Genomic DNA, 15,610 nt, shown 5'->3' on the forward strand with positions numbered 1-15,610 from the left:
ATTTTGTGGGCGTAGCAACTTGAATAAGCATCGAGCAAAACTTACATCGTAAGCACAGCCTTAGTTTTATGAGCTAGGTATCACCATAGGAATGATCCAAGTAGGGACTCCAATAGTTTGACGATTCCTAGATTAGAGCGTGTGCGGAGCGTCTTATCGATGTCAGCGTTAAAGAAATTGTTAATATGCTTATTTTCCAATACCAGTGAATAGTCGGGATCAATCATAGCCCAAACTAGGGGTTCTTTATATTCCAGTTTCATCTGGATTTGGTTGTCTTCTCCGGTCCATACTTTGTGAGTCGTATGTCCATCCTTGAAGGTAAAGAGTAGCGGAACTTTGGGGGTTGTTGCCCCATTCCGGCTGATACTGACGGTTGATTCGTACAATGGACTCTTATCCTGACTGATAGGCTTCACGGTGATGCTATTGATGGAGTAATCAGCCATTTCACCGTCATATACATATTGTTTGAAATAAGGCTTCCAGGAGCGTCCTGTGACCTGCTCTACAATTTTTTGAAAATCAGTCGATGTGGGGTGCTTGAACCGATATTTGTGCGCATAGGTAGATAAAATCCGGTTCATGGTCTTGCTCCCGACCTGGTTCTCGATGTCGCGCAGAACTAGTTTGCCGCGGTAATAGACATTTTTGGCATAGTTATCACTTGAACCATACTTCCATGAGACCTGTGTTAGTGAGACAGGAGAGGAGATCATAGCGGCCTGAATAGGCAGGTTCGCAGTGATGCCGAATTCTTGTTCCATTAACTTGTCTTCTATATAAGAGGTGAAACCTTCATCTAACCAGGCCTCCTCGAATTCGTTGCTCGCTACCATACCGTAGAAATATTGATGTCCAATTTCATGGATGACAGTTCGCTCAAGTTCTTCGTAACCGGGAGAGTCACTGCTCGCTCCAAAAGAGGTTATAAGTGTTGGATACTCCATTCCACCAGCTCCATTGCCTTCGGCGGGCGGGACAACAATAGATAGGGTAGAATAAGGATATTGCCCATACCATTTACTGAAATTAGATAATGCCACTTTGGCTGCATAGAAGTAGCGTTCTTTTAAATCCTTGTGAGCTGGATCTAGATATAGTTTGATCCGGACACCCGGGACATCGGGAGAAGAAAAGGGTTCCTCTGCATAGACGAAGTTAGGTGAAGCCGACCATGCAAAGTCATGTACATCATCTGCATAATATTGCACCGTCTTACGGTCCCCATCTATTACTGCAGCTTTGGTCGGAAATCCGGTGGCGGCTACAGTGTAGTTATTGGGTACATTAATCTTCACGTTATAAATGCCGAAGTCAGAATAAAATTCAGAATTTCCATGATATTGATGAAGATTCCAACCTTCTGTAGCTACACCACGCGTGCCTGCGGGTTCATAGACACTCAATTTCGGAAACCACTGCCCTGCCATCACAAAATCTCCGGCGGACCCCATCCGGGCAAATATTTTTGGGAGCTTGACGGTAAAATTGACCTTTAGCGTTATACTCTCTCCGCCCCGCACGGAGACGGGAAGCCGTACTTTGGCCAAGGTTTTGTCTTTTACATTCCCATCATCAGGTTGAACATACTGTACCCGGTGGAGTAAGGAGATACTGTCACTGGTTCGGATCTCGGTTAACTCCATGGAGCCCCAACCATCCTTTGGCATAGCGTCACCCCGTAGTTTGCCGCCTGATTCCTTCATAAATGTGGTTTCGGCTGAGGCGAACGCATTGGGGTATAGATGGAAATACAATTCGTTTACGGTTTTCTTACCGGGGTGGGTCCAGGTTAGTGTTTCCGATCCGGTGAGCGTTCCTTCCTTCTCATTCAGCGCCACATTGATGTGGTACTCCGAAACTCGCTGACTCAGCACTTCCGCTGTGGGCTGCTGAATACTTTCAATTGGTGTGGTAGAGGGTGCTTCTGTCAGACTTTGTACAGTCTGAGGCTTGCCCATTTCTGAAGCGAGTGAAGGCAGATTGTCCTGATCTGAGCGAAGGTTGAACAGCAGGGCTCCGCCGATGAGGCATAAGCTAAGAATAGAAATGCCAATGATAATAGTTCGTCTGGTCATGCAATGGATACCTCCTGTTGACAAGCATCTACAGCATGTATATGTTTGCATTTGGGAGATTATTAGCTAAAATAAAATTAATCTGTTTGGGGCGAAGGTACCCATACCAGGGAAACATATTGGCGGAAGCTTTTTTGTATTATAAATATAGGTTGTATCAGGAAAGTTGGAGGGGACTATGGATAACACGCAGAAACCAGGCAAGAAGATTTTTGCCTTAAATATTATTAGTAATGAAGAGAAAAGTAAGCATAAAGGCTTCGGTGCGGGTTCAATTGATTTGAACAGCATGTCACCTGTTATTATTGATGGGGATGAGGCTTATATTGATATCGGTGCCATGCACGCCAAGAGCAAAGTTGAGAAGGGCATTAAATTCTCGGTAAATCGCGAGGATGTTCCGAATGGACGGCAGGTATGGATCGTGTGGGTAGCGGTAGATCGCGGGGCTGAAGGACAATTTTACGGCGGGATGACGGCTTGTGAGATGTCGATTGATACAGAAGCGCGGCGTGGGTGGAAGATTCTTGCCGAGCATGTTAACAAGATGGATTATGCTCTCAAGAGACGGATTATTCTAGATGGTTTGGGTGCTGAGCAGAAGTTGGCACTCAAGAACTTACTGATTGAGACCAATAACGAGTGGTGGGACCGTTCCCCAGAGGAATTGAAGACTGCACTGGAAGGCTAAAAGCTGCGATAGAGTAAATGGCGTTCAAATTGATAACCAATTTGAACGCCATTTTTTTAATAATGAAACTAAAATCTAATTCATAAAGTACTATAATTTATCAATTCACTTGTTTATCTTTCCCAAGAAGGACGGTTAGTCCAAGCAATGTAACAACAATTGTAGCGCCCATATCGGACATAACCGCAATCCAAAGGGTGAGCCAACCTGGAATTGTGAGTAGTATTGCAATTAGTTTAAGGGTTAAAGCGATGCCGATATTCCAACGGATGATCCGACTTACTTGTCTTGCGGTACGGATGGCGCTTGGTAGTTTGCCAAGGTGATCCTGCATTAGAACGATATCAGCAGTCTCTACGGCGCTATCCGTACCTTTACCCATCGCGATCCCCAGGGAGGAAGCGGCAAGTGCTGGAGCATCATTAATGCCATCGCCAACCATAGCGACCTTCCAGTTGCGAGACAACTCCTTGATTTTATTAACCTTCTGCTCAGGAAGGAGGCCTGCATGCCAGTCAGTTACGCCAGTCTTGGCGGCAATAGCTTGAGCTGAACCTGAATGGTCACCCGTTAGCATGACAGTATGCTCGATTCCGGCACGGTGAAGCTGATTGATGACCTCTTGACTCTCAGGACGGATCTCATCGGCAAGACCGAAGAGACCAAGCACGTGGCGGTCATCGCTTGCAAGGACGACGGTAAGACCCTCGTCTTTTAGACGCTGCAGATCGCCCTTCACTTGTGCTTTCTCCACATTAGAAAGAGAAGCTTGTTCTAGGACCTCCTCACTTCCGACCAAATAGCGAGTACCTTCAATATTCCCTTGTATGCCTACACCGGGTAGTGTTACCAAGTCAGAAGGTTGTGGGAAGGATGACTTGGGTGTTCCTTTTGCAGTAATATGCCGAACGATAGCACTAGCGAGTGGATGTAAAGAGCCGTTCTCTATCGCTCCAGCCACTTTGTGGAGTTTTTCGTTATCGTATACGATCTCCCGTATAACAGCTGGAGTACCTTTGGTGAGTGTGCCGGTCTTGTCAAAAGCGATGGCATTGATCTTGCCAAGTTGCTCTAGATGAACCCCGCCTTTGACGAGGACACCATTTCGTGCGCAACGTGTCATACCGCTAACCAAGGCAATAGGTGAAGAGAGAACTAGGGCGCATGGGCAACCAACGATCAGAATGGCCAGGCCCTCGTATACCCATTTCATCCAAGGCTGTCCGAACAGGAGTGGCGGAACTAGCACGACGAGCGCTGCAATGATCATGATAGCTGGTGTGTAGTATCTGGAAAATTTATCGATAAAAAGTTCAGTTGGCGTCTTTGTATCTTGGGCTTCTTGAACAAGATGCATGATTTTAGCTAGCGATGAGTCCTCATATGCTTTATCAATCGTGACTTTCAATAAACCTTCGGCGTTGACACTACCGCCAAATACGGGCGATCCAGGCTTCTTAGGGACAGGGATTGATTCGCCTGTAATCGCTGCTTCATTTACAGCGCTATGGCCTTCAAGGACAGTGCCGTCTGAGGGAATCTTCTCTCCAGCGCGGATGAGAACGATATCTGAGACTTGAAGTTGACTGATCGGAACCGTTACTTCCTTGCCTTCACGGATCAGGGTTGCTTGTTTCGGAGCCGCGTCTAGGAGTGCTTCCATTGACTTACGGGCACGACTCATACCGTATCCTTCTAACAATTCGTTCAGACCGAAAAGGAGGGCAACTAGCGTAGCTTCCTTCCATTCACCTATTAGAACAGCTCCAACCATGGCAACCGTCATGAGTGTGTCCATGGTGAACTTCAATCGGAACAGATTACGTAGTCCTCTTAAGAAAGTAGAGTAACCACTTAGGACCATTGAAGTCAGATACATAACAATAAGAGCATTTTCGGGAAGTATAGATCCGAGTACAAGTGAGGCTGCAAAAATGACGGCGGATAAACTGAGCATCCATTTAACAAGGCTTTCACCTTCACCGTGACTATGTCCATGATCTTGTCCTTTTGCATGGTCGTGAGAATGTTCATGGCCATCATCATGACTGTGGTTGTGACCACCATGAGCGTGCCCTTTCTCTTGCTCTCTTCCATTCTTGACCAGGGAGGCGCCGTCGCCTTTCAGTATGCTTTCAACACGGGAGAGATCTGCCTTAGGAGAGATTAGGAGACGTCCGCTGTTATACATGAGTGCCGCATCATGCCCATGCTCCATTTTTTGAAGCTCATCTTGAAGCTCGCGCGCGCAGTTGGCGCAGGATAAGCCTTGAACACGGTATTCTACTCGGGCTGCGGATCCATCTCCGCTAGATTGTGGGTTAGATTTGGAGTTATTCATAGCGATCTCTTCTCCTTTTGGTGTTCCAGTGTCATGGTAACCAGTGCCTCCATATGATGGTCGTTTAGCGAGTAGAGGACATTTTTACCTACTTTACGAGACTTTGTAATATCCATATTTTTGAGTTGACGCAGATGGTGAGATGCCGTGGCCACTGAGCTATCAAGAACGGCAGCAATATCACATACACATAATTCTTTACCTTGTAGAAGCAAATAAGCAATTTTCACCCGATTGGGATCAGACAGTGCCTTGAACATTTGGGCCATGCCGATAATCTCATCGTCAATCAGACTTTTTCGTAACTCATCTGTTCTGGTAGTATCTCCGCATTGATGTTCACAAGTATCATTTTGGACTACAGGTTGTTTAGTCATCTATTGGAACCTCCTTATTCAAACGTTCATTTGATTGTTTGAATGTATTATACTCCCAATTCATTTTATATTCAAGCCTACGTTTGAATGTTCTTGTGTTAGCCTATGCACAACGAAATTCGAACGATCGTCTGAATGTTTCTGTAAACTCCTATACCCAGATTGAGTCTATTTGTAGTCTCAACACCTACAAGAATTCACATCAAAAAACCTCCAAACTACCAATTACAGTAGGAATGGAGGCTCTATGTAGTTACTTAACTCGGCTCGGAAGCATTCCACTTCTTCGCATTCTTGTCGAGTACCGAAACATATGGGTGATCAAGGTAGTAGAATCGCCAGGGTTTGGCGGCATATTCCGCTGCATAGTCTATATTGATGCGAGGTGCTTGTACAATAAGTGGACTGTCCACTTGATGCTGCCCCGCTTCGAGCCAGATTGGACTATCTGATTCATAAAGATTACTCCCATTGAACGATTTGTCGATTCGTAGCGCTCGGCATAGTTTGCCAGGACCTCCCGAGAGGTCGGCAGGCTTGCGAATGATGATGTCGCGATTGTTGCGCATAAGAACTTCATCTGCAGGAGTCAGTGGCTCTACCGCGCGAATGAGCACGGCCTGAGGATCATCCATGGGACCTGTCACCACATTGAGGCAGTTATACATACCATAAATCAAATAGATGTATGCGACACCGCCTTCATGGAACATGATCTCTGTTCTTGTAGTACGTCGCCCCCCGTAGGCGTGACTTCCCTTATCCGCTACACCACCGTAGCTCTCTGTTTCGATGATGCGGCAGCGGATATCCCCATCCTCTGTACGACGGACAAGCGTCTGGCCGAGTAGAAGAGGAGCAACCTCTAGAGCTGATCTTCTATAAAAAGAGCAAGGAAGAAGATCTCCTTTGTGGAAATTTGCATGGGTAGACTTCATCCTTAGGTTCTCCTTAACAGTGGATTGAATGCGATACCTACATGATATCTACCCGAGCATGGTTAGTCCACAGTCCATGACCTACGCATTTTTTACTCCATCCACCAGCGTTTCAGATCACTCCACCAGGAGTGGCTCTCCGGCTTATCGTTCACGGGTAGAGGTTGTACCGATTCGCCTTCTCCCTTCCCGTGTTCGGTGCAGACTTCTGTTGGCTCCGTGCCCTGGATGAACACTTCGAGCTGCTTGTCTGGACAGTCAGCAGTAGCCAGCATACCGGTGTTGGGGTCGATATATAGACTCACCACTCCGTCCGGGATCGGAAAAATCTTGGGTGGAACTTTCTCCAGCGCCTTCTCCGTAAACTTTGCAAAGATCGGTGCTGCTTTGCGTGACTCTGTAGTGCCAAGAATCTTCCCTTTGTCATAACCAACCCATACTGCGGTGGACAATTCCGGTGTGTATCCTACGAGCCAAGCGTCCGTACTAGTTGTGCCGGTCTTGCCCGCGACGGGCCGCAGGATATTGGCAGATACTCTGTTCCCAGTTCCACCCGTTTCAAACACGCTCTCCAGTAGATGCGTGAGTACGTAAGCAGCGGCGGGTTCAACTACCTTCTCTTCGTGAGGAGAGGGTGCCTCGTAGAGGGTATGCCCTTGATCATCCGTTATTTTCAGAACAGCAACAGGTTTTATTCTCTTTCCTTGATTACTAATGACTGCAAAAGCAGAGGCCATCTCGAAAGGACTGACTGGGGAAGTACCCAACGCTAGGGAAGGAACAGGCGTCATGGCACTTGTTATCCCCATTTTGCGCCCTAATTCGATCACTTGCTCAGCGCCGACCGTCAAGATGGTGTTGACTGCATAAATGTTGTCCGAGGCGGCGATAGCTCGGCGCATATCGATGTCTCCTAAATACTTATCCCCGAAGTTTTTGGGGCTATATGTTTTTCGGTTGTCATCATAATGGAACAAAGTGGGTTGGCTGCTAAACTTGCTGACACTGGTCATCTTCCCTGAAGACAATGCGCTCAAATACATGATCGGCTTAAAGCTTGATCCAGGTTGACGCGTGGTAGCAAAGACATGATTATATTGGCTTTGAGCGTAATTCACGCCACCAACAAGTGCTTTGATATGGCCATTACGCGGATCAATGGATACCAAGGCCGCCTCAAGGTCAGGTGAGCCTCCTAGTTCAGAGGCAATGGCCGCTTCCGCTGCTTCCTCCGCATCCATGTCGAGTGTGGTGTATATATTTAACCCTCCATGCTCAAGCAAATCTTCGTCAAACCCCAACTCATGAACCACAACATTACGGACATAGTCGCGAAAATAGGGAGCCTGATCCGCCGTAATCCGTTGTTTCTGTGATTTAAAGTTTAGCATCTCACTATAGGCTTCATCCGCTTGCCCTTGAGTAATTCCTCCTGTGGTGACCAGGGCAGATAGAACGGTCTTTTGTCGATCTTTCGCATTCTTCATATGATTATAGGGAGAGTAGTACGTCGGTCCTTTGGGTACACCAGCGAGGATGGAGCTTTCCGCTAGGTTTAGGTCCTTAGCAGACTTGCCAAAGTACATTTGGGATGCAGCCTCGATCCCATAGGCTCCTCCCCCGTAATAAATTTCATTCAAATACATTTGGAGAATTTCGTCTTTACTATATTTCATTTCAAGCTGCGCCGTATACATAGCTTCTTTGATTTTACGTGACCATGTGCGTTCATGAGATAGGTATAGATTTCGAGCTAACTGTTGGGTTAATGTGCTGGCTCCCTGCACTTTATCCATTTTCTGCAGATTTACGAATAGGGCCCGGGCCATACCCTTGATATCAAAACCAACATGATCATAAAATTGACGATCCTCCACGGCAAGCGTGGCCTGAATGAGCAAAGGGGAGACCTCATCTAATGCTACGCTGACTCGATTACGCTCTCCACTTGAGAATACAGCGATACTCTTGCCATTTTGGTCTAGTAATTGTGAGTTGCGGTCGGAATCGGCTAGCGGTAGATCAGACTGATACAGATATAACAGTAAAATGCCCATGGCAAATAAGGCTAGCAATCCAGTGGACAGTATTAATTTGAAGAAAAGCCATTTACGGCGGGGCGGCTTCTTGCCACCACTGCGGATCAGTCTCTGCATGAGTCTTACCTCCTTTCCACTCCCGTACCTGTTGTCATCTACGGCGGTGTTATTTTAAGTATGGGAAAGTTTGAGGTAGATATTCACATTTTGGTCATGATTTAATATAATACAACTTGTTTGGTACAATATAGGAAGTGAAACTTTGCGAGAAGTGAATCTGGAGAGCCATATGACAACTAAACACTATTCTGGCGGAAAGAAGGTATGTACGATGGAATTGTGGTTTACGGAGAAACAGACGCCCGTCTTTGGCATTACCGCAAAAATTCGGGAAACGTTAGTTACAGAGAAGACGGACTTTCAAGATTTGGCGATAATCGATACCGAAGAATTTGGGCGTATGCTAGTGCTGGACGGTATGGTAATGACAACGGTTAAGGATGAATTTGTGTACCATGAGATGGTAGCACATCCGGCGTTATTTACTCATCCGAACCCGAAGCATGTTCTCGTTGTAGGTGGCGGTGATGGTGGAGTAATCCGCGAAATAATCAAGCACCAAGGAGTAGAAAAGGCTGTGCTGGTTGACATTGATGGCAAAGTTATCGAATATTCGAAGAAATACTTACCGGAAATCGCTTGTGAACTCGACAACCCACGGGTTGAAGTGCAAGTGAATGATGGATATATGCATATTATCGAAAATAAAGATAAATACGACGTGATCATGGTCGATTCCACTGAACCAGTTGGACCAGCAGCACCATTGTTTGAGCGTGGATTCTACCAAGGTATTTATGAAGCGCTTAAAGACGATGGGATTTTTGTTGCTCAGACGGACAACCCTTGGTTTAAGGCGGACTTGATTCAACAGGTGAATCGTGATGTGAAGGAAATCTTCCCGATCGTTCGTGTGTATGGAGCGAACATTCCTACTTACCCAAGCGGTTTGTGGACGTTCACTATGGGAAGCAAGAAATATGATCCGCTTGAAGTAGATGAGAAGCAAATTCCCGAGATCGATACGAAGTATTACACACCTAAATTGCATAAGGCAGCGTTCGTATTGCCTAAGTTCGTCGAGGATCTCGTAAAATAGGGGGAAATAGGAGAATGAAACTGGATCAAGCGTATTCTGGTAACGTATTTATTTGTAGTTCTGAGCATTATGAATCTTCGAAGGCAGTCATATATGGAATGCCGATGGATTATACCGTCAGCTTCCGTCCTGGCTCCCGCTTTGGTCCATCCAAGATTCGTCAGGCTTCGGTTGGTTTGGAAGAGTATAGCCCTTATTTGGACAAAAGTATTCTGGACTCCTCTTATTTTGACGCTGGGGATTTGCTACTTCCTTTTGGTAACCCAGGTCGCAGCCTTGAAGTGATCGGCGAGTATGTACGTGGTTTACTTGCAGATGATAAGTTCCCGATTGGACTAGGTGGGGAGCATCTTGTGAGCTGGCCTATCATTGAGGCCGTGTATGAGAAATACCTGGACCTTGCCTTGATTCACATTGATGCCCATGCCGATCTTCGTGAACATTATGAAGGCGAGCCATTATCCCACTCGACGCCGATCCGCAAGGCAGCAGCGCTGATGGGTGGCAAAAATGTATATCAATTCGGTATTCGCTCGGGTTCTAAGGAAGAATTCCTGTTTGGACGTGAGAATACCCATTTCCATCCGTTCGAGGTGGCTGCACCACTTAAGATGGAGCTACCCAAACTCGGACGTCGTCCAGTTTATGTTACCATCGACATCGATGTACTAGACCCTTCATGTGCGCCAGGAACGGGCACGGCAGAGGCTGGAGGCATCACTTCGAAGGAATTGCTGGATGCGATTCATCTTATCGCAGGTTCAGACGTTAATGTTGTAGGATGTGACCTCGTGGAGGTTGCACCAATTTATGACCCTACAGAACAAACGCCAATTGTAGCGGCTAAGCTAATCCGTGAAATGCTGCTTGGTTTTGTGAAGTAGTAGGGGAACTTTGATTACATTACGAATACAATATATAAGAGCTTAACGACAACAAGCATCTTCTGCACCTTAGACAGGGAGGAGATGCTTGTTTTTTTATCGTCATAGGAGGTGTTTTTTATTCAAGGGAATAAGCGAGATCTATTCATAATAGCCGGTGTAATTATTGTTTTGGCAATTGTAGTGGTGATGGCGATATATTATAAAGCTCCTTCAAATCGTTCCATCGCTACTACCACGGGTGGTGATTCCACTATTGAGCTTGAGAAGGAAGAGGACAAGAATATTCCAGTGAATTCAGAACCGAGTCCGAGTGTCGTGTTACCTTATCTGTTTGAAATGCTTGATTTTCAGGAAGAAGACGTAAAAGCTATCTCAGTAGAACTTGGCGGTATGCAGAAGGATATTCCAGACAATCGACTATTTGTTCTATTGCAATCGTTAAGATGGACGGATACGACTGTGGCAAGAGCTGAACAAGGTCCGCAAGCTGACGATGAGAAGGCAATGTTGCACTTCATTTTGCAGGATCATGAATATGATTTGCCTTATAACTTGAGTAACAATACGTTTGAAGTAGAGGGAGTATCTTATTACGCTGATGACCAAGTGCTGCTGTTAATGCAAGGTTTGCTTAGGGAAGACTCCGAATTAGCTGTGCTAGATATATTCCTGGAGAACGCTAGGGTAGAACAAGAGAGTGCTGGTAGCATCGACCCTATGCCCTTAAATGCAGAACAGACTGAAATGGGCGGCCTAGATTTTAATGGATGGGAAACAAAACTCCAGGATGCAGAAGTGATCTGGAAGATCCCATACTATGATGATGGTACTGGTGAGGTTAAAGAAGCACGGAAATTTAGTAATGGGATTCTTATGTTGAACCGCCAGATTATATTCACTAATGACTCTTATGCTACACAGGATGATGTTAAGGTTGGAATCACGTTAGACCAGGTCATGACTAAACTTGGCCCTGAAGCCTTGAAATTAGTCAGTAGATGGAGTTATAAAGTGGGAGATTACTATAAATTCCATCTATACTACAACGATAATAAGGTAAAATATATTGTAATAAGCCAGCCGTTATAGAAGTTAGTCCACAAGCGCTGCTCAGCTCATAGGGGTGGCGTTTTGTAATTCATGCAATAATCAACCCATTCCAAGTCATCTATTGGACGGATCATATTGAATTGATGTGTTGAACTGGATATAGTAGTACAAGAAGAAAACTTTGATGTAATATATAGAAGGTGCTCTAAAATTGTCTTTTGACTACGTGAATCTAAGAAGTATTTAGATACACAGGATATAGAATGGAGATTTTGGACATGCCAGACAAGAAGGAAGTTCGTATTGTGCTCACGAGTACTCAGGGCGAGGATAAGAGTGTTCAGGAGATACGGGGCGAAGTCGTTGCCGGCGGAGAAGGCATCTTATATGTGAAGTATGAGGAGCCGGACAAAGGGCCAACAGGTGGAATAACACGAACGATGATCAAAATATCGAGTAATGAGCTGAAGATTATGCGGCATGGTGAAGTTGAATCGCAACAGGCATTCAAAGCGGGACAACGGCTGCCGGGGTTTTACCATTCCCCGTTTACGAAGTTTAATCTATCTACGGACACCAGTAGACTGGAGATCAATCTAGAAGGCGCATTTGGCACTGTGTTCTGGGAGTACGATTTGTACGCTTATGAAGAGTTATCAGGACATTTTGTTATCAGCTTAAATATACAGGAGGAAGTTTGATATGACACTCAATCCATTAGAACAAATGAACCAGAAGGTGAAGCAAGCCATTATTGAAGCCATTACAGCTGCTGGACTAGCGACTGAAGAAGAGATTCCAGCTATGGCTATGGAAATACCGAAAGAGAAGGCACATGGCGATCTAGCTACCAATGCGGCGATGCAGTTGACCCGGATTGCGAAGAAGAACCCACGCCAAATTGCTGAAGCCATTGTTAGTCATCTTGATTACGAGAAGGCGGGTATTGAAAAGGCGGAAATCGCTGGCCCTGGGTTTATCAATTTTACGGTGAGCAAGAGTTACTTGTATCCTGTGATCGAACAGGTCTATTCTCAAGGTAAAGATTATGGCCGGGTAAATGATGGACAAGGTAAAAAGATGCAAATGGAATTTGTTAGTGCTAATCCTACGGGGAGTTTACATTTAGGACATGCCCGCGGTGCAGCGGTTGGTGATGCCCTCTGTAACGTATTAGATTTCGCTGGTTATGATGTTACTCGTGAATATTACATTAATGATGCTGGTAATCAGGTAGTTAATCTGTGTAAGTCGATAGAAGCGCGTTACAAGCAAGAGCTTGGAATGGATACAGAAATGCCGGAAGACGGCTATCATGGTGAAGACATCAAGGGTTTCGCTAGAGAACTGGTTGCTGAGAAGGGTGAAGAATTACTGTCCTTAACACCAGAGGAACGTGAAGCATTCCTTCGTAAATATGGTCTAGAGAAGGAACTTGAGAAGATTAAGCGGGATTTGGGACGTTTTCGGGTTGGTTTTGATGTCTGGTTTAGTGAATCGTCTATGTATGAGGATGGACAGGTGGAGAACTCGCTTCAAGAACTACGGGCTAAAGGGCAAACCTTTGAATTGGATGGAGCCACTTGGTTGCGTACGACAGATTATGGTGATGATAAGGATCGTGTACTCGTTAAGAACGACGGTACCTATACTTATCTGACTCCAGACATCGCCTACCATCGGAATAAATATGACCGTGGTTTTGATCGTATGATCAACATCTGGGGCGCTGACCATCATGGATATATCCCTCGGGTGAAAGCAGCTATGGAAGCAATCGGCAATGATCCAGAAAAGCTTACCGTGCTTATAGCGCAAATGGTCAGTCTGTTCCAAGATGGTGAGAAGGTTAAAATGTCCAAACGGACAGGTAAAGCTGTAACTATGGTTGATTTGATGGATGAGGTTGGAGTAGATGCTATTCGTTATTTCTTCACGATGCGTAGTATGGATTCGCATCTTGATTTCGATATGGACTTGGCTATCTCCACATCTAATGAGAACCCTGTTTTTTATGTTCAATATGCGTATGCCCGGATTTGTAGCGTGTATCGTCAGGCGGAGGAGCAAGGCATTGTAATCCCATCTTTGGAGTCCATTAATTTAAACAAACTGACAGCAGAGCATGAGTATGACCTGTTGCGGAAGATTGGTGAACTACCGGAAGAAATCAGAACGACAGCGGAGAACTTTGCACCGCATCGACTCGTTCGTTATGTATATGAACTTGCTTCACTGTTCCACAGTTATTACAAGGCGGAGCGTGTAATTACTGAAGATAGTGAGCAGACGGTTGCACGTTTGGCTCTACTCGGGGCCGTTCGTACGACCTTGGCTAATGTTCTCACATTGATCGGAGTGTCTGCGCCAGAACGGATGTAATATTCCTTATTTGGCTACGGCATTCTAAGTCAATTAGAATGGATCGCCCTTTCCCTATTATGGGTGGAGGGCGATTTTTGTGTTTGTGGAAGTGGTGATTATCGCCCATATCATCGTCGTGACGGTCTAGGCTAGGATGAAGTGAGTTTTTTAGTTTTGCCGCGCAGCAGACGTGATGCATGGGCTTCCCCTGTGCCGGCTTTGGCTAAGGGACTGTTAGCGGGGAGCGCGCGGGCATTACGGCGGATCCGCCGCTTGACTTGGTCTGGAGTCATACCGGGGCGCAGGGATAGTAATAGGGCGATAGCTCCGCTGACATGGGAAGTCGCCATGGATGTGCCGCTCATTTCGCGATGCCCGCCTCCGAGCCAGCAAGAATAGATCTTTTCTCCGGGAGCGTAGATGTCGATATAGGATCCGTGGTTACTAAATGGAGCAATACGACCATTTTTACCTGTGGCTCCAACGGAGATAGTCTGAGAATAGCGGGCGGGGTAATCTACGCTACGGCTTTTCTTATCATTGCCTGAGGAGGCGACTACGATAATACCTGCCTCATGAGCTTTACGTATAATATTCTGTAGAGATACACTTTTGTTCTTCATACCAAAACTCATATTGACGATATGCATATGGTTCCTGACACACCAGTCGATACCAAGGATAATATCAGAGACGTAGGCAGAGCCATTATGATCAAAAGCTTTTACGGGATAAATCAAAGAACGGGGGGCAACACCGATGATGCCCTGCGAACCTCCAGATGCGGCGATCGTGCCAGAGATATGAGTACCGTGTCCGTTATCGTCGTGAGGTAGGCTAACGCGATTTAATAAATTAATTCCCCGTGCAAGTGAATAGCGAAGGTCGGGGTGTGAATAGTCCACCCCAGTGTCAATAACGCCGATCCGGATTTGACTTCCTGTCGAGAGAGACCAGGCCTCCGGAGCATCGATACGTCTGACACCCCAAGGAATTTCTGCACTACGTTCCTTACCTGGGGAGGCGGAGTGGACACTAACGATAGAATCCTCCTCCACTAATACACCGAATCGATTGCGGGTAACTTTGTCCGGTAAGCCTAGTGGACATAGGAAGGCCCGAAGCAAGGAAGAGGTGCGGACTCGCTTTAATGCTGGGAGCTTCCGTCTAAGTCTGTGTAGTTGGCGTAGACATTCGTTGTATTGTGCCGGATGGGGAAAGCGGATAATATATCGCCCGCTGGTTCCGGAGGTGTTTATGTGGCCATTTAAATATTGTAGGAATACGGAGTAGTCCATTATGGTAGCCCCTCCTGACGAAGTGTTGCAGTATATTATGATGATGTTCTAATCGCTGAGTGGGGAAGGGGCCCTGTTTATAGGAAATGGGCTAAGGGGTATGGTCTATGCAAATTACATAAATTTCTAAAGATAAGCTTGGATGTGCGTGTCAAAGTTAGAATCTGGACATAGGATGGAGTGAGAGCCATAATAAGGCTTTCACTAACCTTCGGGGGGTTGCTCTATAGCTTCCTTTTGGAGAGGATACAGTCAGGAGACGGTGAACGCTCTGTTCCCGTCTTTTTCTTGTGTAGGTCACCCTAATCAGGGATCGAGGATTATTATAAACTTGCGACTTTTTTTAAACTTGCAATTTAGTTCCAAATAGGGTTTACTAATGTGT

The 15,610-nt window shown here is 45.9% G+C and carries 12 protein-coding genes; 6 read left to right on the forward strand and 6 right to left on the reverse strand.

Going from position 1 to position 15,610, the window contains the following annotated elements; genetic code table 11:
• Positions 1-80 precede the first annotated feature (80 nt).
• Entirely contained in the window at positions 81-2,081 is a 2,001-nt protein-coding gene (locus EJP82_RS23975) for a M1 family metallopeptidase (RefSeq protein WP_127194595.1), read from the reverse strand.
• Positions 2,082-2,259: 178 nt separating this feature from the next.
• On the opposite strand from EJP82_RS23975, the gene EJP82_RS23980 reads away from it, so the two are divergent.
• Complete coding sequence (locus EJP82_RS23980; RefSeq protein WP_127194596.1) at positions 2,260-2,772, forward strand: YwhD family protein; 513 nt, start codon at positions 2,260-2,262, stop codon at positions 2,770-2,772.
• Between the two features lie 100 nt (positions 2,773-2,872).
• Here EJP82_RS23980 and EJP82_RS23985 read toward each other — a convergent pair whose 3' ends face one another.
• The 4 genes from EJP82_RS23985 to EJP82_RS24000 all read right to left on the reverse strand — a co-directional run bounded on the left by EJP82_RS23985 (position 2,873) and on the right by EJP82_RS24000 (position 8,584).
• Positions 2,873-5,113, reverse strand: coding sequence for a heavy metal translocating P-type ATPase (locus EJP82_RS23985; RefSeq protein ID WP_127194597.1), 2,241 nt, complete (start codon positions 5,111-5,113; stop codon positions 2,873-2,875).
• On the reverse strand, positions 5,110-5,490 hold the full coding sequence (locus EJP82_RS23990; RefSeq protein WP_127194598.1) for an ArsR/SmtB family transcription factor: 381 nt from the start codon (positions 5,488-5,490) through the stop codon (positions 5,110-5,112). Before EJP82_RS23990 ends, EJP82_RS23985 begins: the two co-directional genes overlap by 4 nt.
• A gap of 257 nt (positions 5,491-5,747) precedes the next feature.
• A complete protein-coding gene (locus EJP82_RS23995; protein ID WP_127194599.1) occupies positions 5,748-6,428 on the reverse strand; it encodes a DNA-3-methyladenine glycosylase in 681 nt (226 codons plus the stop codon).
• Positions 6,429-6,520: 92 nt separating this feature from the next.
• Positions 6,521-8,584, reverse strand: coding sequence for a transglycosylase domain-containing protein (locus EJP82_RS24000; RefSeq protein WP_127194600.1), 2,064 nt, complete (start codon positions 8,582-8,584; stop codon positions 6,521-6,523).
• Between the two features lie 214 nt (positions 8,585-8,798).
• Here EJP82_RS24000 and speE point away from each other — a divergent pair, with 214 nt between their 5' ends.
• From speE to argS, 5 genes are all read left to right on the forward strand, one after another.
• The gene (speE, locus tag EJP82_RS24005) at positions 8,799-9,626 is read left to right on the forward strand and encodes a polyamine aminopropyltransferase (RefSeq protein ID WP_127194629.1); all 828 of its coding nucleotides are present in this window, start codon (positions 8,799-8,801) and stop codon (positions 9,624-9,626) included.
• Between the two features lie 14 nt (positions 9,627-9,640).
• Complete coding sequence (gene speB / locus EJP82_RS24010) at positions 9,641-10,510, forward strand: agmatinase (RefSeq protein WP_127194601.1); 870 nt, start codon at positions 9,641-9,643, stop codon at positions 10,508-10,510.
• A 171-nt stretch (positions 10,511-10,681) separates the two neighbouring features.
• Positions 10,682-11,602 carry a hypothetical protein gene (locus EJP82_RS24015; RefSeq protein ID WP_127194602.1) on the forward strand — a complete coding sequence of 307 codons (921 nt, stop codon included), beginning with the start codon at positions 10,682-10,684 and terminating at the stop codon, positions 11,600-11,602.
• 239 nt (positions 11,603-11,841) lie between these two features.
• Positions 11,842-12,264, forward strand: coding sequence for a YwiB family protein (locus tag EJP82_RS24020; RefSeq protein ID WP_127194603.1), 423 nt, complete (start codon positions 11,842-11,844; stop codon positions 12,262-12,264).
• 1 nt (position 12,265) lies between these two features.
• Positions 12,266-13,945, forward strand: a complete 1,680-nt coding sequence (argS, locus tag EJP82_RS24025; RefSeq protein ID WP_127194604.1) for an arginine--tRNA ligase — start codon at positions 12,266-12,268, stop codon at positions 13,943-13,945.
• 131 nt (positions 13,946-14,076) lie between these two features.
• Here the strand turns inward: argS and EJP82_RS24030 are convergent, their stop codons facing one another.
• Positions 14,077-15,225: a S8 family peptidase gene (locus tag EJP82_RS24030; protein ID WP_127194605.1), complete on the reverse strand. Its 1,149-nt coding sequence runs from the start codon at positions 15,223-15,225 to the stop codon at positions 14,077-14,079.
• Between the last annotated feature and the right edge of the window lie 385 nt (positions 15,226-15,610).

This window comes from Paenibacillus anaericanus (assembly GCF_003994475.1).
GTDB lineage: Bacteria > Bacillota > Bacilli > Paenibacillales > Paenibacillaceae > Fontibacillus > Fontibacillus anaericanus.